17 protein-coding genes are annotated in these 18,867 nt (G+C 47.5%); 12 read left to right on the top strand and 5 right to left on the bottom strand.

Annotated features, from left to right (window positions below):
* Window positions 1-333: 333 nt before the first annotated feature.
* The 4 genes from C9J03_RS05620 (at window position 334) to C9J03_RS05605 (ending at window position 5,600) form a co-directional block, all read left to right on the top strand.
* Complete coding sequence (locus C9J03_RS05620) at window positions 334-831, top strand: hypothetical protein (protein ID WP_044623451.1); 498 nt, start codon at window positions 334-336, stop codon at window positions 829-831.
* A 134-nt stretch (window positions 832-965) separates the two neighbouring features.
* Window positions 966-2,690, top strand: coding sequence for a class I SAM-dependent methyltransferase (locus C9J03_RS05615; protein WP_044623450.1), 1,725 nt, complete (start codon window positions 966-968; stop codon window positions 2,688-2,690).
* 503 nt (window positions 2,691-3,193) lie between these two features.
* Complete coding sequence (locus C9J03_RS05610; RefSeq protein ID WP_044623449.1) at window positions 3,194-4,771, top strand: BCCT family transporter; 1,578 nt, start codon at window positions 3,194-3,196, stop codon at window positions 4,769-4,771.
* A 118-nt stretch (window positions 4,772-4,889) separates the two neighbouring features.
* Entirely contained in the window at window positions 4,890-5,600 is a 711-nt protein-coding gene (locus C9J03_RS05605; protein WP_044623448.1) for a GntR family transcriptional regulator, read from the top strand.
* A 107-nt stretch (window positions 5,601-5,707) separates the two neighbouring features.
* Here C9J03_RS05605 and C9J03_RS05600 read toward each other — a convergent pair whose 3' ends face one another.
* Window positions 5,708-6,907 (bottom strand): enolase C-terminal domain-like protein, encoded by a 1,200-nt coding sequence (locus tag C9J03_RS05600; protein ID WP_044624515.1) that lies wholly within the window; start codon window positions 6,905-6,907, stop codon window positions 5,708-5,710.
* Between the two features lie 546 nt (window positions 6,908-7,453).
* Here C9J03_RS05600 and C9J03_RS05595 point away from each other — a divergent pair.
* Entirely contained in the window at window positions 7,454-8,839 is a 1,386-nt protein-coding gene (locus C9J03_RS05595; RefSeq protein ID WP_420812998.1) for a PTS transporter subunit EIIC, read from the top strand.
* A gap of 163 nt (window positions 8,840-9,002) precedes the next feature.
* Window positions 9,003-9,542: a putative ATP-dependent zinc protease gene (locus C9J03_RS05590; RefSeq protein WP_052829788.1), complete on the top strand. Its 540-nt coding sequence runs from the start codon at window positions 9,003-9,005 to the stop codon at window positions 9,540-9,542.
* 90 nt (window positions 9,543-9,632) lie between these two features.
* Here the strand turns inward: C9J03_RS05590 and pepE are convergent, their stop codons facing one another.
* On the bottom strand, window positions 9,633-10,364 hold the full coding sequence (pepE, locus tag C9J03_RS05585) for a dipeptidase PepE (protein ID WP_044624513.1): 732 nt from the start codon (window positions 10,362-10,364) through the stop codon (window positions 9,633-9,635).
* A gap of 110 nt (window positions 10,365-10,474) precedes the next feature.
* Window positions 10,475-10,672 carry a hypothetical protein gene (locus tag C9J03_RS05580; RefSeq protein ID WP_044623446.1) on the bottom strand — a complete coding sequence of 66 codons (198 nt, stop codon included), beginning with the start codon at window positions 10,670-10,672 and terminating at the stop codon, window positions 10,475-10,477.
* Between the two features lie 486 nt (window positions 10,673-11,158).
* Between C9J03_RS05580 and C9J03_RS05575 the strand changes: the two genes are divergently transcribed.
* From C9J03_RS05575 to C9J03_RS05565, 3 genes are all read left to right on the top strand, one after another.
* Complete coding sequence (locus C9J03_RS05575) at window positions 11,159-12,442, top strand: L-lactate MFS transporter (protein WP_044623445.1); 1,284 nt, start codon at window positions 11,159-11,161, stop codon at window positions 12,440-12,442.
* 114 nt (window positions 12,443-12,556) lie between these two features.
* Complete coding sequence (locus tag C9J03_RS05570) at window positions 12,557-13,363, top strand: bifunctional 5,10-methylenetetrahydrofolate dehydrogenase/5,10-methenyltetrahydrofolate cyclohydrolase (protein ID WP_044623444.1); 807 nt, start codon at window positions 12,557-12,559, stop codon at window positions 13,361-13,363.
* A 175-nt stretch (window positions 13,364-13,538) separates the two neighbouring features.
* The gene (locus tag C9J03_RS05565; RefSeq protein ID WP_044623443.1) at window positions 13,539-14,708 is read left to right on the top strand and encodes a DUF3179 domain-containing (seleno)protein; all 1,170 of its coding nucleotides are present in this window, start codon (window positions 13,539-13,541) and stop codon (window positions 14,706-14,708) included.
* A gap of 61 nt (window positions 14,709-14,769) precedes the next feature.
* On the opposite strand, the gene C9J03_RS05560 is transcribed toward C9J03_RS05565, so the two are convergent.
* Both C9J03_RS05560 and C9J03_RS05555 read right to left on the bottom strand, forming a co-directional pair.
* The gene (locus tag C9J03_RS05560) at window positions 14,770-15,468 is read right to left on the bottom strand and encodes a LysR family transcriptional regulator substrate-binding protein (RefSeq protein WP_052829787.1); all 699 of its coding nucleotides are present in this window, start codon (window positions 15,466-15,468) and stop codon (window positions 14,770-14,772) included.
* A gap of 12 nt (window positions 15,469-15,480) precedes the next feature.
* Window positions 15,481-15,693 carry a helix-turn-helix domain-containing protein gene (locus tag C9J03_RS05555; protein WP_052829786.1) on the bottom strand — a complete coding sequence of 71 codons (213 nt, stop codon included), beginning with the start codon at window positions 15,691-15,693 and terminating at the stop codon, window positions 15,481-15,483.
* A 201-nt stretch (window positions 15,694-15,894) separates the two neighbouring features.
* Here C9J03_RS05555 and C9J03_RS05550 point away from each other — a divergent pair, with 201 nt between their 5' ends.
* The 3 genes from C9J03_RS05550 (at window position 15,895) to C9J03_RS05540 (ending at window position 18,846) form a co-directional block, all read left to right on the top strand.
* Complete coding sequence (locus C9J03_RS05550; protein WP_044624512.1) at window positions 15,895-16,797, top strand: S1/P1 nuclease; 903 nt, start codon at window positions 15,895-15,897, stop codon at window positions 16,795-16,797.
* 237 nt (window positions 16,798-17,034) lie between these two features.
* The gene (locus C9J03_RS05545; protein ID WP_044623442.1) at window positions 17,035-17,973 is read left to right on the top strand and encodes an esterase/lipase family protein; all 939 of its coding nucleotides are present in this window, start codon (window positions 17,035-17,037) and stop codon (window positions 17,971-17,973) included.
* 3 nt (window positions 17,974-17,976) lie between these two features.
* Window positions 17,977-18,846 (top strand): lipase secretion chaperone, encoded by an 870-nt coding sequence (locus C9J03_RS05540; protein ID WP_052829785.1) that lies wholly within the window; start codon window positions 17,977-17,979, stop codon window positions 18,844-18,846.
* Window positions 18,847-18,867 lie beyond the last annotated feature (21 nt).

Below are 18,867 nucleotides of genomic sequence, written 5' to 3'. Positions count from 1 at the left end.
TCAGTACTGCACTGGTTAAATTGTCAGGTTTACATAATCATTATGAGTAGGTAAAGTGATTGTACTTGTTTTGAGTAGGTGTATTCATTTGTGGTACTTAGCCAGTTAATGGTATAAAGCATTAACTGAATGCGCAAAAGCGCTTTGCTTTAAAGGGATAAAAAGCGAACACGTGTTTACTCTAAAGTCCACAAAACATTAATGGTGAAATTTTGCTGTTAATGTGGACAATACTGCGGCGAAACATAATTTTGCAGGTAAATAAAGTTTCAGCGACCTGCAAAACAAGCTGAATGGCTAGTTCTGACAATATCAATAAATAGGTGATCAACCGTGAACTTGACGAGACATCAATTGAAGCAAGCTTATCTATCGTTGAAAAATGGGGCGGTATGCTTGGACGATCACTTAGCTCAAGGTGTGTTGGTCTATGTCGAAGGATTGATGATCAGTGAAGGGATCGAGCGAGATAGTTACCTGAGCCTTGACACATTGACCAAAGTCAGTGCCAAGGTACGTATGGGGTCGTTGATGCCGATTGACTTTTTCGGGCTCAATGCTAGGCCATGTGAGGAAGACAATTTCAAGCCAATCAGCCTCAAAGTGTGCGAACTGGTCTCGCAGCCAAATGGCCAGTCAGTCCGGCGCTGGAAAACCCTGGCGAACTTTTCGGCAAACGATTTCACCATCGCCATGGAAATCTTGCTGCTGGTGATCAGCGAGCTGTCAGCGCTTGATGATTACTCGGCAGGGGAGTGTGTACCGGCGGGAGTTGTGGCTCAGTTTCATGACTATCAATATCGACAAAGTGAACATCGATACTGCGCCTGAATTTTACAGGCCTGTAAGCATGGATCCTTCAGAAATTAACTAACCCAATAATGATAATCATCACTTTAACTTACTAAAATGTTAGGTAAAGTGATGATTAATCATCTGTAAGCCAATTCCATACCACCACTTCAATGCAAAATAGCTTTTACCATAACAATGCTTCGCGCCTTGCCAGCGACTACCAGAAACTTGTTTTTGAAAACGTGCACGCTAGTTGGAAGCGTTTTTGGCCCGTTGCTGAAGACACGGCCAAGCCACTATGTGTTTTGGATGTAGGAGCCGGCAGCGGCCGTGATGCTTTGTGGTTTGCTGAAAACGGGTGTGAAGTCTATGCCGTTGAGCCAGCAGAAGCGCTGCGTGGTATTGGCAAGCGGCATACCCAAGCAAAGGAAGTTATCTGGCTTGACGATAGCCTTCCTGAACTGAAAAAAGTCATCTCTTTGGGTATCCGCTTCGATTATATCCTGCTCTCAGCAGTATGGATGCATATACCACCTTCAGAGCGTGAACGCACATTCCGAAAGCTCAGTAACCTTCTTGCGCCAAATGGCAAGCTGATCATTACACTCCGCCATGGCGACTTTGACGATGGCAGGAAAAATCATGGTGTATCGGCAGAAGAGATTGAGCAGTTTGCTAAAGAGCGAGCCCTGCATGTTTGCTTGAAAACCGAGCTCAGTAGTGATGCGATGGGACGCAGTAGCGTTCAGTGGCAGACGGTGGTGCTTAACCTTCCTGATGATGGCTCGGGGGATTTAACCAAGGTACGCCATATCATCGTTAATGACAGTAAATCAGCAACGTATAAGCTGGCTTTACTCAGGACACTTCTTCGTATTGCTGATGCCCACCCCGGAGCAGTGTTGGACCGTACCGATGGTAAGGTTGCCTTGCCTCAAGGTCTGGTTGCGCTATATTGGATCCGCCAATTCAAACGCCTTATCGATATTGAAATCGATGGTATTCAAGGTATCCAACAAAACAGCAATACCAGCAAAGGGTTGGGTTTTGTCAAAGAAGACGGCTGGCATAAGCTCCGTCATCTATCCGCAGATGATCTCGCTGTCGGTGTATTGTTTACCGGTGAAGATGCAAAAGCGCTTCAGAAAACACTATCAGCCACGCTTGCAACCATTAAGAGTGGTCCGGTTAAGTTTATTTACCAAGGCCCGAAAGATAATCATTTGTTTGAAATGGTTGCGCCGACTCAGAAACGGAAGTCATTGAGTTCTCTGTTCATTGACAGTGAGTTCTTGGCAAGTTTTGGTACTTTTGTGCTGGATGAAAGCTTGTGGGACTGCCTGCGACTCTATAGCAGCTGGATTGAGCCATTGGTGGTTAATCAGTGGGTCACAGAGATGAAGCGATTTGAAAACAATAGGTTGAGAAACATTAATCTCCAAACCTATTACGATTGCTTGATTTGGGTCGATAAAGATCACGATACCCGAGAAGTGCGCAAGAAAGTCGATGCGCTCCGCCAGTGTGGCACCGAAATCCAGAGTGTTTGGAGCGGCACTAAACTGCGCGAGCAGTACCATGTCGATCACTGCCTGCCATTTGCCTATTGGCCGAACAATGACCGCTGGAACTTGCTGCCAACGACCACAGCAGAAAACCTCAATAAAAAAGACAGGGTGCCAAAATCCAAGCGCTTGACCAGTTCGAAAGACCGAATCTTGGATTGGTGGCAGGCCGCCTGGCAAACCGAACAAGAGCAAACCCGCTTCTTCGATGAAGCCGTACTCTCCCTGCCAAACTTGCCGCCGCAGTGCCGTAACTTCGAAGACGTGTTCGAGGCAATGGGATTGCAAATCAAAGGCGTTAAAAGCCGCTTGCTGGTGGGGGAGTGGTGAGAGCTCTCCTGTTTCACTTCAGACTTTAAAACACCCTCTAAATCAACTTGTAGCCCCTAATGACTAAATGATTATCGGGGGCAGCAGTGTTGTACCTTTTCAAAACTTAGCGATATGTTTTTTTCAACAAAATCGTTAGGCAAAAAAGCTAAATTCTATTCAATGCAGTCCATTGAGTTTTGCCGCTTTGCGATATGGGCAAAGAGGAATCTTTCCGCGTAAAAATATCTCAAATCATAAAACCTTTCGACCGCTAAACAATTGGTTGGTGCGATGCTTTGTGGGGTGTTGTTTAGTGCCCGCACCAATAAATCCCACCTGTTTTGCAAGTCTTAGCACAAAAAACCAACATATTGCTGTGTTTGAATTATCTTTTAGGAGCTGTTACCCTGTGTCGACATTTTAAATTGTTTAGTGGTCTAAATTAAATTTTCATCACCAGCAATTGAAAGGTGCTTTTCTTGGATGGGAAAGCATCAATGACAAAGCGTTTAAAGAGTATTATGGATAGTGTACTAAAGAAATATAGTATCGAGACGACCGACTATCAGGTGGGTCAGGACAACATTCAAAAATGGGGTTTTGATATACATAACCCTGTATTCGGCACCAGTGCAGGACTGATTATTCTGTTTCTCGCCGCCCTTCTTTTTATTGATCCGGAAACCGCCAAGCAAGGCTTGAACAGCCTGAAGAACGGCATCCTCAATGACTTTGATGTGTTCTTCATGTGGATCACCAACTTCTTCCTGTTTTTCTCATTGGTGCTGATGTTTTCACCGTTGGGTAAAATCCGTATCGGAGGCAAGAATGCTAAGCCGGAGCACTCTAGAGTGTCTTGGTTGGCCATGCTGTTTGCGGCAGGGATGGGAATCGGCCTGTTGTTTTGGGGAGTGGCCGAGCCGACGGCGTACTTTACCAACTGGTGGGGCACGCCGTTCAATGTCGAGCCGTATACCGAGGAGGCCAAAGCGCTGGCAATGGGCGCGACCATTTTCCACTGGGGTATCCATGGCTGGGCGATTTACGCCATTGTAGGCTTGTCGCTGGCATTCTTTGCGTTCAACAAGGGGCTGCCGCTTTCCATTCGCTCGGTGTTCTATCCGGTATTTGGCGATAGGGCCTGGGGCTGGTTGGGGCATGTTATCGATATCTTGGCGGTGTTGGCGACACTGTTTGGCTTGGCAACATCACTAGGCTTGGGGGCGCAGCAGGCAACCAGCGGTATCAACTATGTGTTCGGCACCGAGGGCGGGATCGGCATGCAGATGGGGGTTATCGCCTTTGTCACAGCCATTGCGATTTTCTCGGTTATTCGCGGTATTGATGGCGGGGTGAAACTGCTCAGTAACATCAATATGGCGTTCGCCTTTGCGCTGTTGGTGTTTGTTGCTTTCGTCGGTTTCGATGTGGTGACGGTTGCACTGCCTGAAACCATCATGGCTTACTTTGGTAACATTGTTGAGCTGAGTAACCCGCATGGTCGCGATGATACCACCTGGATGCAAGGCTGGACGGTATTCTACTGGGCGTGGTGGATTTCATGGTCGCCATTTGTCGGTATGTTTATTGCCCGTGTTTCTAATGGCCGAACGGTGCGCGAGTTCTTGTTCGCGGTGATCTTCGTACCAACGCTGATGACGATTATCTGGATGTCGATTTTCGGCGGGATTGCGATTGATCAGGTGGTGAACAAAGTTGGTGAACTAGGTGCCAATGGCCTGAATGATATCTCGCTGACCTTGTTCCATGTCTACGATGCACTGCCATTTAGCTCGGTGATTTCAGTATTGTCTATCGGCTTGGTGCTGATCTTCTTCATTACCTCGTCTGACTCGGGCTCGCTGGTGATCGACAGTATTACTGCCGGCGGTAAAGTGGATGCGCCGGTTCCCCAACGTATTTTCTGGGCGACGGTGGAAGGGGCGATTGCGGCAGTGATGCTGTGGATTGGTGGTCAGGAAGCGCTGCAAGCTTTCCAGTCCGGCGTGGTGGCGACTGCTTTGCCGTTTAGCTTTGTGCTGTTGCTCATGTGCGTGAGTTTGGTGAAAGGGCTGAGGACCGAACGAAGCATTTACTAGGTTCACTCGGCTATGACGACAACGGCTCCAAACTGTGTTTGGGGCCGTTTTGTTTGTTTGAATACTCCCCGGGCTTTTAATAAAATAGTCACATAGCTCCTGTTATTTATTTCCCCCTATGAAGAAGTTTGAATTTGTTGTTCAAGATCTCTTAAGTAAAATTTACCAAGGTGTGATCACCGATAAACTGCCCGCCGAGCGGGAGTTGGCAGAAAACTATTCGGTGTCACGTTTTACCGTTCGTAAAGCACTTAACAAGCTTGAAGCCATTGGCGCTGTATTTGTCAGGCAAGGGGCCGGGCATTTTGTCAAAGACTCTAATCGTAACAACCCTTTGGTTTATAACTCGATTACAGAAAATAGCTTCGAGGAGATATCGTATAAAAAAGTCAGCTTGCATAAGAAGATCACAGACTCTCACGATAAAAATTCATTCTTGATTGATGAAAATGATTATATCTGGTGTATCAAGCGATTGCGTTTGGTTAATGGGAAAGTTGTGCAGTTGGAAAGTACCAAGCTGCCGGTGAAGTTATTCCCGAAAATGAATGATGAAATTATCGAAAGCTCTTTGCAAAATCATACATTGGATCTTGGCCTGCAAATCGACAGGTATTTAACTAGCTATAAGGCGATCAATATATCGAAGGAAGAAGCAGAGCTATTGGGGTGTAAAAAAGGTATTGCGGCAATGAAGATCACTAATCGGGGCTTTTTGTCTACCGGTGAGGTGTTTATTGTCAGTGAGGTGATTGATATCGATTATCAGTGTACCTATGTGATCCCGTTTAATAGTGAAAATATTAAGTTTAGGGGTAAAAAAGAATAGCTGGTTATTTCAGGAAGAAATAACGCAGCTATTTTTACGGATAGATTCTGAATTCTGGGTCCTAGGATTTTACACTTTTAGCCCCGAGCCCCGAGCCCCGAGCCCGATTACGGCGTATGAATAGTGCCATCGGGCAGGCGGCTCTGCGTCCACTCGTGGGGGCGGTAGGTCACCGGGAAGTCTCTCGCTGCTTGCACATCCATCTCGACGCCGATGCCGATTTCCTCTGATGCGTACAGGTAACCATTGCGTGGCTCCTGGGCATTAGGGAAAACACGTTGGGTGTTCTCTTTGTACTCCACGTGCTCCTGAATCGCAGCGTTATGCAGGTGAACGTTCATATGGGTGTTCACTGCGGCGCCAATCGGGGTCATGTCCGGCGGGCAGTGCCAGGCAAGACGGACGCCGAATGTCTGGCATAGGTGGCCCAGCTTAAGGGCAGGGGTGATCCCGCCGATTTGCGAGACATGGCAACGGATGAAATCAATCCGACGGTTGATGATAAGCTGCTTCCACTCTTCCGGGTTGTTGAATAGCTCACCCAGGCCCAGTGATACAGAGGTTTGGCTACGGATATTATCGAGCCATTCTGTCTGGCTGGGTGGCAGAATGTCTTCAATAAAGTACGGCTTGTATTGCTCGACTTCTTTGGCGAACTGAACCGCCTGATTCGGGAACAAACGTTCGTGAACATCATGAAGAATATGGAATTGGTTGCCATATTTTTCACGAAGCAACTTGAACATGGTCAGGGTGTTCTCGGTGTACTGGTCCTGGTCGAAGTAGGAGCCTTCGGTCGGGCTTTCGGTGGTGTGGATGTTTTCTGGCACACCACCGTAGAAGCCTAGCTGGCAACGGATATGTTTGTATCCTTGCGCCAGGAAGCCATCAACAAGCTCATAGATCCCTTCCATCGTGTCGCTTGTTGCGTGGGTATAAACCGGAATTGCATCTCGCGATTTACCGCCAAACAGCTGGTGCAAAGGCATTTTGGCCAGTTTTGCCTTGATGTCCCACAACGCCATATCAACACCCGACACCGCATTGTTGATCACCGGCCCATTGCGCCAGTACGCATTGACCATCATCATCTGCCATAAATCTTCAATGTTATTTGCATCTTTGCCAACAAGCAGTGGTTTAAGGTATTCATCCACCATGGTTTTAACGGCGAGTGGACGCTGCTGGAAAGTGGCGCAGCCATAGCCTGTAACGTCTTGGTTGGTATGGACGATAACAGTAATTAAATTGTGACGATCTGGTTTAGTAATAATGCATTCAACATCTGTGATTAAAGTTTTTTTCACAATGAATTTCTCATCTGAGCCGGAATCTTTTTTTATATATACCAATTGGAAAAGTGTTATTTCAAGCCTATTTTTTCATTAAATTTAATTGGTACGGTAACAGAGTAAAAGGAGGCAAAAAAACAGACCAATCATAGAAAATTCATTGTTTTGGTATTAAATGGCCTGATTTTCGTGATTTAACTCTCAATTTCGTCCGTTGGTTTTTTAGATTGGTTCGATATCATTTGTTTCATCAAATGGAACTTCAGGTGTTGAACAGCGCTTCAATTGTGCAAGTCGATGCACTGTCTCAGGGCCAGAAGGAAAAGAAAATAAATGAGAACGGCGTGAATGTTTTAACTGAGTTTTTTACTCAAATTAAATGAAATCATGAATAAGACATATCTTAAGTGTGAATATACCAAGCCGATTGGGAAAATACCTTTTTACAAAAGGTCGCTATTCCACTAGATTTCTTTTCTTAAAGAGAGTTATTTAAATATGCAAATTAGTGAGTCGATGGGTGGTTTTGGAAAAAAGGCATCCGCATCTAAGCAAAATGCGATGACAGAAAAGCTTTCGCTAATGATTGATGCGTTGGGTGGCATTGGCAATATTAGTGATGCAACACACTGTATGACCAGACTGAGGCTGAAGATTGCCGATCAGTCAAAGGCATCGGAAGAGACCTTGAAATCTATCAAAGGGGTTCAGGGCGTTGTCTTTGCAGAAGGGCAAATCCAAATCATTATTGGTGTTGAAGTCGAGAAGTGGCACAAAGCCTTGCAAGCTATCATGGCGGGTAGCGGCGCTGCGGTGGGCGATGAAGACAAGCCAAAAGACAAAGATGACGGTAAGTTGTTCCAGAACGTCATGCGAGTTGTTGCCGGTATCTTCGGCCCCGTTGTTCCTGCTATCGCCGGGGCCGGTATGCTGATGGGCCTGCTATCAGGGCTTATTGCAACCAATGTGATTTCTGAAACCTCCGACACGGTATACTTCTTCCGCTCAATTTCTGTCGCTGTTTTCTTCTTCCTCCCTATGCTGGTTTCATTCTCGGCCGCCAAGATGTTCCGCGTCAATGAGTACATCGCGCTGGCTGTTGCCGCGGCCATGCTGTCGCCTCAGCTGGCGGATAAAGCCGCCGCGCTCAAGGCGGCCAGTGATGCTGCAGAGCTGACGGTGCTGGGAGTCGTGCCCATTGAATTGATGAACTACGGCGGGGCTATCGTTCCGGCTATCCTGGCTGTGTGGTTGCTTTCCAAAGTCACCCCTCTGGTTGACAGTATGGTACCTACGGTGGCCAAGCCGGTATTTACCCCGCTGCTTGCTTTTACCGTCACTGCCACGGCGACCCTGTCGGCGGTAGGCCCGCTTGGCATGTGGCTGAGTAATGGTGCTGGCTGGGTGGTGAGCTCGCTACTTGAGATTTCCCCTACGCTGACAGGCTTTGTGTTCGGCCTGACGCGTCCAATCACTATCGTATTTGGTATCCACCACAGCATGACGCCAATCAGCTTGAACAACTTCGCGCTGTACGGCAAGGACCTGCTGATGCCTATCATGTGCCTGGGTAACCTGGCTATCGCGGGTGCGACAATGGCAATTTGGTACAAGCAGCGCAAGAGTGTATCGAAAGAGCAATCTTCAATCACTGCCGGCTCTGGTGTAACGGCAATCCTAGGCATTACTGAGCCAGCCCTGTTCGGTGTCCTGACCAAGTACACCAAAGCGATGTTTACCGCGAGCCTAGCAGCCGGCGTGTTCGGTGCAATCTCTGTCACACTGGATACCCATCTGACCAGCTACATCCTGTCATCGGTGTTCAGCTTGCCTGCTTACCTGTCAGCCGGTACACAGAACTTCATTCAGGCAGTAATGGGTGTGTGTGGTGTGTTTGTATTGTCATTTGTCCTAACGACTCTGTTCGTAAAGCTGGATGACGAGTAATACATAACAAGTAGTCAGCCTTCTTCTTCAAAGCCGCGGTTAGCAATAGCCGCGGCTTTTTGCGTTGGAAAAATTGTAAATGGTCTTTTCTCCTACTTGTTGCTGGCAAACGGCTTTGCAATGATGGATGGAGGATGATAAAAGACCGCGGAAGGGAGTCGTTATGTTGATAAATGAAAGATCCGGCGTTGGCGTATTGGTTTTTGCTTTATTGTTTGCTGCTTCGCCAACTATCGCGGCAAGCGATTATGCCCAAGAATGCGGGGTAGAAGCTGCGGACAAAGTCGTCATCGGGCAGAAGGAAAGCTTTTATGCACCGGCGGCAAACCTCATTTTCCGCTTTCGAATTGACACGGGTGCAACCCGGACATCCATGCATGCCACCAATATAGAGATAGAAAACTTCTCGCCCGAAGCGGGTGACAATATTGGTAAAATGGTCAATTTCATAACGGCCAATGAACATGGCGAGACCGTTCACATGCGCGAGAAAATCACTCATGTGCGCCAGATACAGAATTCGCTTGGATCCGAGATGCGATACAGTATCGAGCTGGATTTAACCTTGGCCGAGCGTGATTATCGTGTCGAGGTTAACCTCAAAGACAGGAGCCTGATGTCCGACAAACTGCTTATCGGGCGCAACCTACTGGCCTGCAATTATGTGGTAGATGTGTCTATACACAGCACCTATGGGGTATGAGCTTAACCAAACAGGTAAACTCGCTAGGGTTTACCTGTTAGTGTTCTCGGTGCTGCTGTGGCGAAGCGGTGTTTTATCTCAAGAGAGGTATTAACCGTCCAGGCCCATTAGATCTGTGACGTCAGAGCCGGCTTCAACCAATTTGCGCTCCTGGTTGAGCTTGAACCAGTGGAGAGGTTTGCCGTTCGCGGCTTGGTAGGTCATGGTAGCACCGGATATTGCCAACCAAGAGCCTTCAGGAATGCCGATTACAGATTGATGCGGGTTGACCACGAGGAACTCTTCGATACGCTCGTCGCGAGTTTCGCCCATATGGCCTTCAATAGTGGCGTCAATGTAGTGCGCGTTGATCTGGAAAGGCACAAAGCCAAGTGAAGGGGTGATAGCCGCCGAGACAATACACATGTCATTGGTGGTGCGGATAGTCGGCGCGCTGATAACGGCACCGGCACTCCAGCCAATATACGGCACACCGCGTTGGGTGACAGCCTGCTGGATAGGGCCGATTAAGCCAAGGTCGTGCAAGGTTTTGTTCAATACCCAAGTATTGCCGCCACTGCAGATAATCGCGTCTGCTTGGCGTACGGCTTCTACGGGATCTTCTGCACGGTGAAGACCGCTTACTTTCACATCAAGGTGGCTTAGAGACTCGGCAATCATTGCGGTTCGCTCGTCGTGGCTGCTGCGAATTACCGCGTATGGTATAACTAGCACATTTTTGACTTGCTTTCGGGCCAATAACTCTGTGATAGCTGGAAGGGCGAATTCCATCACCTTGGTGTTGCCGGCAATTTTGCCGTTACTTAATAGTAAGAGATCCATCATATATTCTCTTGTTTGGGTAAAGAGAGCTATCATATATGAATCTGTTAGCCGCTAAGGTGAACAAGAGCACAATTTTGTCTCTGCTCATCAGGCTATTTATTTACTTGTTAGTGTACCCATTTTGATGATTGATCATAGGTGGCTTCCAGTTGAAGCTGAGCCGCTTCTAATAGGCTGAGCAATTGATTCACTTTCTGGATTTTTCCGTGGGCCACCGCTTCCCTGATTTGCTGGTGATAGTCGCGAACTTTTTGAATACATTGTTGGCGCTTAAATATGCTACGTAAACCTTCTGCCTGATCCATGTTAGCCTCAATTTTCTGCTTTTGATTATTCTGTTGCTGTATATATTTAAGCAGTAAATTGGCGATAAAATTTCAGGGTATTGTCAATTTACTATCAATTTATCTTTAAATTTGATTTTTCATGATAAATATTATTGATTAATATTTAGACAAATTTGCGGTTATTCGTGTTTGATTTACTTACCAAGAATGGAAAGTTAGATTGCACTATGTAGGTATGGTCGACATAACACTGCGGTTTAACCGAGTTTTTGGAAGTGTGTGAAATCATAACCAAATATTAAATATAAGCTTTATCAGTCGTTTATCTGGGGCTGGTTTCTATTTTCTATATTCTTAAAAAATCACCTGATTTCATTTTGTATGCCATTGAAAATCTTTATTTCAATATTAACCTTTTGTAATGGTGGCGTTATTTTGCCTTTATTTTTCTCACAATTAATTTCATATAGGGTATGCCTGTCTTAGAATTTCAGGTAACTCAAAATGAAAACAGCACAAGTGAAAAATCGCTGGCTAATTGCACTATCTGCGGTAGGTATTCATATTTCAATTGGTTCTGTTTATGCGTGGAGTGTATTTTCTAATCCACTTCATGAGGCGTTTGGTTGGGATTTGCAGCAAATCTCCCTGACCTTTGGTATCGCTATTTTCTTCTTGGGCGCTTCGGCTGCCGTTATGGGTCACGTGGTTGAGAAAAAAGGGCCACGTTTCACCGGTATGATTGCTGCGACTTTCTTTGGTGCAGGTATTGCTGGCGCAGGTATCGCCGTTGCGATGGAAAGCTTGTACATGCTGTACTTTAGCTACGGTGTTCTTGCGGGTATCGGCCTGGGTATGGGTTATGTAACGCCGGTATCAACGCTTATCAAGTGGTTCCCTGACCGCCGTGGTCTAGCAACGGGTCTTGCTATTATGGGCTTCGGTTTTGCCTCTATGATTGCCAGCCCGGTTATCCAAACGCTGATTAGCGCGGTTGGCCTGTCTTCAACGTTCTTTATCATGGGTGCGACCTACTTTGTTGTTATGCTTTCTGCATCTTTGTACCTAGAGCGTCCGCCTGAAGGTTGGAAGCCAGCGTCTATGGTTGAAAGTAACGAAAATGCGGCAGCTAAGAAACCTGCGGCAGACTTGAATCAATCAAGCGCAAACGATGCAGTACGTACACCAACGTTTTGGGGTCTGTGGGTGATGATTTTCATCAACATCACTTGTGGTATCGCGATTATTTCTGCAGCGTCACCAATGGCTCAGGAAATCGCGGGTCTAACAGCAATGGAAGCGGCCACCATGGTGGGTGTGATGGGGCTTCTTAATGGTCTGGGCCGCCTACTGTGGTCTGCAGCATCTGACTACCTAACGCGTCCAAACACCTTTATGCTGTTCTTTGTTATCCAGATTGCGGCTTTCTTCATGCTGCCTTCACTGTCGAACGCAATTGCATTCCAGATTGTGGTGTTCGTTATCATGACTTGTTACGGCGGCGGATTCTCGACACTTCCTGCTTACATTGGTGACTTGTTCGGTACTAAGCAACTTGGTGCGATCCACGGTTACGTATTGACCGCATGGGCACTGGCGGGTCTGTCTGGCTCTTCTCTAGCGGCGTTTGTTCGTAACCTAACAGGCAGCTACACCATGACCATGTATATCTTCGTTGGTATCTTGTCAGTAGCCTTGGTGATTTCTATTGTAATGAAAGCACATGTAGCAAAAGTTTTGCGTGCAAAAGCACAAGGTGCGGTGGAAACACAGCCAATGACTGCATAATCTACAGAGATAGGGCAATTATGTGATGACAAACACATTTTAATTGTCCTATCTCAATGTTGAAGTAGAATCAGTTGGTTATAAACAAAAGATTCGTCACAAACAGTAAGTAGTATGAAAGCAGTAATCAATACACTTTATGAAGCCAAATTGGCTGAGCTTAAAGAGAAAATCGACGCAGAGAGCATTCCCGTTCAACTGACTATTGTTACTGTCGGTGATGATCCTGCCAGTAAGGTCTATGTGAGAAATAAGGTGCGCCTGTTTGAAGCGCTTGAGCTTCCTTGTCACCACATTATCTTACCTGAAGAAGGGACAACACAGGCAGATCTTGATGGCTTGGCCGAGAAAGCGGATCATCCAATTTTATTCCAGCTGCCTCTACCTAATGGACTGGAAGCTCCAGACCTGCCGGCCGCGGTCGATGTTGATGGCTTTGGCTCTGAGGCGCTGGGCCAGCTAGTACTCGGGCAGAATCCGGTCTTGCCATGTACGGTTCAGGCTGCGATTGACATTGTTGAGGCCCACTGTGGTGAGTACAGCTTCCCTGGCTTGAAAGTTGCCATTTTGGGTCGCAGTAACATCGTTGGCAAACCGCTAGCGATTGAACTGATCAACCGTCAGAGCACGGTTTCAAGCTTCAACAGCCGCTCTGATCTTGCCGCGGTCGATTGGAACCAGTTTGATGTGATCGTGGTGGCAACCGGTTTCCACGGTACACTAGATAACACCCAGTTTATTGAAGGCCAGCTGATTATAGATGTCGGTATCAACCGTATAGACGGTAAGTTGGTGGGCGATATCAAGCATCAGGATGGTCATCTGTCAGCGGCTGCTATTACTCCGGTGCCGGGTGGCGTTGGCCGTCTGACCTGCCTGAATGTGTTGGGCAATGCGGTTAAGCTCTGTCAGTCTAAATAAAGGCTTTAAACCTATCAATTTATTGGAAAAGCGCTACCTAGGTAGCGCTTTTTTTATATCAGAGATCGCGATATAACAAAGTTGGTATATCAACGATACAGGTGGTGTGATTGCTGCTTTTATCAGCTCTTTTAGAATGCACCCATTACTTCACTTCAGTCTGTTGGAGGCGAATATGAGTGATTCTCGAAAGGTGCGTAAAATCCACTTCTATATTGTTGCTATTGTTACGGCTTTCTTTTCCATCTTTTCAGCCGTAGTGATGACCGAGCCCGGTCAAAGTTTGAATTTACCACGTAGCTGGACCGTGGCGTACTATCACTACAGTGAGTACTTTATTGCATTGAACATGGCATTGCTGGCTTACCTCTGGTATTTGCATACTAAGGCGAAGCTGTGGACGAACCGCAGGATGCGGTGGGCCAGCAAAGGTGTGTTGGTGTGTATTATTTCGGCTAATTTCTTACTGAGTTTGCTGTTTCCGCCCAGACAAACCGATGCCATTTACATGACCGTTGCCCAGGCCAACAATCAACTACGTAAAGAAGAAATTATTTATGCGGTAGAAATCAATGGTGATGTACGGGGCTTCCCGCGCTCGCATCTGGGGATCCCCCATATTGCCGGGGATACTATAGGCGGCGAAGAGGTGGCGATGACGTTTTGTGGTTTGAGCAACCTGCCTGTGGTCATCGATCAAGATATTGGACACGGTGAGAAAGCCGATCTTGGTATACTTATCCAAACCCACAATAACTTAGTGATGGTCGAGCGTAACTCCGGTGATCTTATTCAACAAATCACTATGGAAACTGAGTTTAGTGAATCTGATATCAAGCAGTACCCAAATACAATGATGACATGGGAGGCATTCAAAGAGATCTATCCAGATGCCGAGGTGTTTATCTACCCGTTTGACCGTTGGATGGACAAGCTGTTAGTCAAAGCTTTTGATAAGCCAATGGAGAAGCAGTTCGATCCGGAGCGTGGCGCTATCTTTCCGACTTTGGATATGGCCGATGAAAGGTTAAACGCCAAAGAGCAGGTATGGGGACTGAACAGCGACGGAAAGCAGATCGCCTTTACTCATGAGTTTGCCAAGCAAAACCCGGTATATGAGTTTGAAATGGCTGGGAAACCCTATGTCTTGGTCTACAGTGAAGAGTACGACATTGTGAACCTCTTCAGCCTGGAAAAAGAAGGGCTGCGAGTAACGTTTGGTGAAATAAACTTCAAGGGCGAGACAGACTCGGAATGGGGGCGCTTGGAGCAAGTGCCGACCCAGAACGGTATATTTTGGATGGTGTGGTCGCACTGGTTCCCAGAAACGAAGTTGATGAGCTAGGTAACAAGCGATAGGTGCCGAGGTTGAGGGGGAAGTGTAGGGCGCTTCCCTTTTTTGTTGCTTATGACTGTTGTTGATCGGCGCTGGCGAAGACCTTTCGCACCAATTCTTCGAGCCAAAGGTGCTTGGCACTGCGGAACAGGTTATTGTTGAAGGTTAGGCAAATCTGCATGGTGAGTTTGTCCTCGAGGCCGGCAAACTCGATGAATGCATATTCACTGGGTGAGAGGTTGGCGAGAGATGTCTTCGGGCAGATACAAATCGCATTGTTGTCGCTGATATATCTGAGTACATTGCTCAGGTACTGGCTTCTAAGCTTGGGTTTTAGCACTGTCCCTTCAGGAAACAATTGCTGGATCAGCATGTACTGGTTGTTCAAATCCGGCAAAATCAAACCAGTGATGGGATAGTTCAAGATGGTGGCGATAGGGGTGGTTTGCCCGGCTAATTCGTGCGAACTTTTGCAGACCCCTCCAATTAAGGTTTGTGCGACAGGAACTTGCCGCAATGCCTTGGGGACACCGACCGGATAGAAGCTGATCCCGGCATCCAGCTCCTGATTGATTAATTGGCTGACCGTTGCCGCGCTGTAATTGTGGATTTCAATATCGAGGTTCGGGGCCTGTTGGCTTATGGCTTCGAATAGCGCATAGCCGTGACTTTCGGATAAGTAACTGTGCAGCGCAATACGGAACTGGCCGGACAGTTCATTGGGATTGAAGTCATCCCCTTGCAATGTACTGGCAAGAAGGGACAACACTTTCGGAAGTTCTTACTCTAACCCTTGCGCTTTCGGGGTGAGCTTTAAGCCTCTGGGCTGGCGGATAAACAGTGGATCGTCAAAATGGCTACGGATTTTGACCAACGCACGACTGACCGCCGGTTGGCTGATCCCTAAGCGCTCGGCAGCCTTGCGAGTATTCTTTTCTTGCAGCAGGACGACTAACACTTTGAGTAAATTTAAATCGAAGTTATCCAGTTGCATCTTCTGCCTACAATGATTTTTGTTTGTAGGTTTAATCCTAGTTGATGATAGCAAGAACGTTTTGTTTGATAAATGAACGTTTTAGGTGCTGTTAATCGATTACGTGCTCAATTAAATGCTTATCAGGGATATTTTCTTGACCACGGCTGTGAGGAGGCGCAAAGTAGCGCTGAATGTAACAAAATGTAAATGTGGTCAAGTATGAAAAAAATTACTCTTGTAGCCTCGGCAATGGCAGCGTTGGCGCTAGCACCGACTTCAGCGCTGGCATGGAACTACCAAGGGCATATCACTGTGGCGGAAATTGCCTACCAGAACTTGGAACCAGCAGTGAAAGTGCAGGTTGATGAACTTGCGCACAAAGCTTATCAGTCGATGCCTCACGACGTTCAGCAGAAAATGGACAGTTTTGAGGGCGCAAGCCAGTTTGCGAAAATGGCTATGGTACCTGATCTGATCCGCAAAACACCGGCAGAGCAGGTATGGCAGCAAATGGGAGAGACAATCCCTGCGACACTGAATCAGTGGGACGAGAAAGAAACAGGTGCATGGCATTACATTAACCAAACGTACCCGGCAAGCAGCCAGTGTGACTTTGTCCATACCCCGAATATCAAGCTGGTGGCGGGTTACCTCTACGAAGACTTCAAGCACAACCCGCAGGCCGCGAGCCTGATGTTCATGAGTCATGTTGCTGGCGACTCGCACCAGCCAATGCATTCTATTTCGCAGAGCCTGAGTGCAACGGAATGTGTCACAGACCTTGGCGCAAACAAGCATACGTTGGATGTCCCGCAAAAAGATCTGCATCATCTATGGGATAGCGGCATGGGTATGTTGGACAAAGCGCATAACATTCATGCCTTCGCGGCTTCGCTACAGCAAGACTTCCCTAAGGGAAACATGGAACTTGGACCAGTTGCCGACGTGGATCTGTGGGTCAAGGAAAGCTTCGCTTTGGCTGACTTTGGTTACAGTGTCGAGAAAGATACCGCGCCATCTGAAGCCTACTACCAAAAGGGGACTGAGTTGGTAAAACAGCGATTGACTCAGGCTGGTTACCGCTTGGCCGACGAGCTAAATACGGCTTTCGGCACACACTAAGCCTTCTGAACCGATAGCGTAAGCGGCATTCATATGCCGCTTTTTTTGTTTTAATTTTAGTGAGTGCCTTGCCTGTTCAGGTTGGCATGCTGGCTCTACTCTTGTTGACAGTTTAATCATCCTGTTGAATGTTGGTAACCAGTCACAAATAAACACTTTGCTTGGTAATTGCCAGATCCGACCTGTTATTTCTCTGCTAGCTTTATTTTGCTTATAAAAGTCAAAGGGAAAGACAAAATGAAAAAAATGTTGGCAGTGGTTTTATGTGTTTTCAGTCTGGGCGTTACAGCGGCGACCAGTAGCGGGAATTTAGGCAGTACAGGGTATACCGAAACGAAATATCCGATCGTACTGGTACATGGCTTGTTTGGTTTCGATACATTGGCAGGGGTAGATTACTTCTATGGTATTCCACAGTCTTTGACCAAAGATGGTGCGACGGTGTACGTCGCACAGGTTTCGGCAACAAATAGTACAGAGGTGCGAGGCGAGCAGCTGCTGGCTCAAGTTGAGCGTCTATTGGCCGCAACGGGTAGCAGCAAGGTGAACTTGATTGGCCACAGTCACGGTGGTCCGACGGTTCGCTATGTTGCTTCGGTCAGACCTGATTTGATTGCTTCAGTGACCAGTATCGGCGGCGTACATAAAGGCTCTGATGTGGCTGATCTGGTGCGCAATACCGTAGAGCCGGGATCGCCTGCAGAAGCATTGTCAGTGAAGCTGGCAGAAGGCTTGGTTACTTTGATAGGGCTACTTTCTGGCGGAAGTGACCTGGAACAAGATCCTCTGGCCTCGCTTGATGCCCTGACGACCGAAGGCTCTCTGGCCTTTAACCAGCATTACCCGGAAGGGGTACCTACAACAGAATGCGGCAATGGTGATTTTCTGGCCAGTAACGGGGTCTATTATTATTCATGGACCGGTTCATCAACGTTCACCAATCTGCTTGATCCGAGCGACGCAGCAATGACGGTGCTTGGGCTGGCGTTCGATGGGCCTAGTGATGGCTTGGTGGGAACCTGCAGTACCCACTTGGGCAAAGTGATCCGCGATGACTACAAAATGAACCACTTGGATGAAATTAACGGTCTGCTGGGCATTCACCATTTGTTCGAAACTGATCCCGTCACCTTGTACCGCCAGCACGCCAACCGCCTCAAACTGCAGGGACTGTAGGTTATGGCTAAGCGGTCAAAAGTAATTGTTGGTGTATTGGCGATTGTCATTGGTTGGGCTGGCTACCAGTGGATCCAACAGACAGGCACGCCTGCGTCGGCAAATCTGGTACAGGCACCATCCCAGCAAGATACCGAAGTGGATGAGTCATCGAGCCGAGAATTGCTGGAGTATGCCTACTCGGCCCAGGGTGAAATTGCGTTGCCGGATATTGAGCAACGGGTAGAGGCCTATATCGAGCACTCAGGGACGTCGTTATTGGATCAGTCGTTGCTTGCCGCGTTTATCGGGTACAAGAAGGCCTTGATGGGCTTGGAAGAACTGGCGATGGGGCAGTCGATGGGGCTGGACAAAATGGAGCAACTGCATATTGGTTTACTGGCGTTACAGCAGCAGTATTTCACCCCGGAGCAAATTGCCGCGCTATTCGGTGATGAAAATCGACTGCGCTCGATGGCAATAGAGAAAAAACGCATTGAGGAGAATGCGCTTGATGCCCAGGACGCAGAGGAGCAATGGATGGCGCTGCTAGCCGAACAGCCGGGGTATATTCGAAGGAGTGAGCAAAATGCCCAGTTGATGGCAGCATTGTCTAATGACCAGCAATTGTCTCAGCAGGAGCGTTACTTGCACCATGTAGCCTTGGTCGGAGAGGCCGGAGCGCAGCGCTTGGAGGCGGTTGAAGTGGAAAGGGCAGCCTTTGAGGCGTCGCTTGCAGATTACCTGACGCAAAGAAGCGTAATTTTGGCTGATGAACAGGTTGGAGAAGAAATGAAGGAGCTCCAAATTGAGCAACTGAGGCAGCAGTCGTTTGAACCTAAACAATGGAAGCGGGTGGCTGCACTTGAGCGCATCAATGACAGGCGCAGCTAATGGATTAGTTATTAGGTCGTA

Origin of the sequence: Photobacterium gaetbulicola (assembly GCF_003025515.1) — a bacterium.
In the GTDB taxonomy this organism is placed as follows: Bacteria; Pseudomonadota; Gammaproteobacteria; order Enterobacterales; family Vibrionaceae; genus Photobacterium; species Photobacterium gaetbulicola.
Note: the sequence above shows the minus strand (reverse complement) of the source record. Positions and strands in the feature narration are given on the sequence as shown.

Bases quoted from the DNA above. Each gene is read 5' to 3' on its own strand.
- C9J03_RS05615 (WP_044623450.1), top strand. From the start codon at position 966: ATGCAAAATAGCTTTTACCATAACAATGCTTCGCGCCTTGCCAGCGAC.
- C9J03_RS05610 (WP_044623449.1), top strand. From the start codon at position 3,194: ATGGATAGTGTACTAAAGAAATATAGTATCGAGACGACCGACTATCAG.
- C9J03_RS05605 (WP_044623448.1), top strand. From the start codon at position 4,890: ATGAAGAAGTTTGAATTTGTTGTTCAAGATCTCTTAAGTAAAATTTAC.
- C9J03_RS05595 (WP_420812998.1), top strand. From the start codon at position 7,454: ATGACAGAAAAGCTTTCGCTAATGATTGATGCGTTGGGTGGCATTGGC.
- C9J03_RS05590 (WP_052829788.1), top strand. From the start codon at position 9,003: ATGTTGATAAATGAAAGATCCGGCGTTGGCGTATTGGTTTTTGCTTTA.
- pepE (WP_044624513.1), bottom strand. From the start codon at position 10,364: ATGGATCTCTTACTATTAAGTAACGGCAAAATTGCCGGCAACACCAAG.
- C9J03_RS05580 (WP_044623446.1), bottom strand. From the start codon at position 10,672: ATGGATCAGGCAGAAGGTTTACGTAGCATATTTAAGCGCCAACAATGT.
- C9J03_RS05575 (WP_044623445.1), top strand. From the start codon at position 11,159: ATGAAAACAGCACAAGTGAAAAATCGCTGGCTAATTGCACTATCTGCG.
- C9J03_RS05570 (WP_044623444.1), top strand. From the start codon at position 12,557: ATGAAAGCAGTAATCAATACACTTTATGAAGCCAAATTGGCTGAGCTT.
- C9J03_RS05565 (WP_044623443.1), top strand. From the start codon at position 13,539: ATGAGTGATTCTCGAAAGGTGCGTAAAATCCACTTCTATATTGTTGCT.
- C9J03_RS05555 (WP_052829786.1), bottom strand. From the start codon at position 15,693: ATGCAACTGGATAACTTCGATTTAAATTTACTCAAAGTGTTAGTCGTC.
- C9J03_RS05550 (WP_044624512.1), top strand. From the start codon at position 15,895: ATGAAAAAAATTACTCTTGTAGCCTCGGCAATGGCAGCGTTGGCGCTA.
- C9J03_RS05545 (WP_044623442.1), top strand. From the start codon at position 17,035: ATGAAAAAAATGTTGGCAGTGGTTTTATGTGTTTTCAGTCTGGGCGTT.
- C9J03_RS05540 (WP_052829785.1), top strand. From the start codon at position 17,977: ATGGCTAAGCGGTCAAAAGTAATTGTTGGTGTATTGGCGATTGTCATT.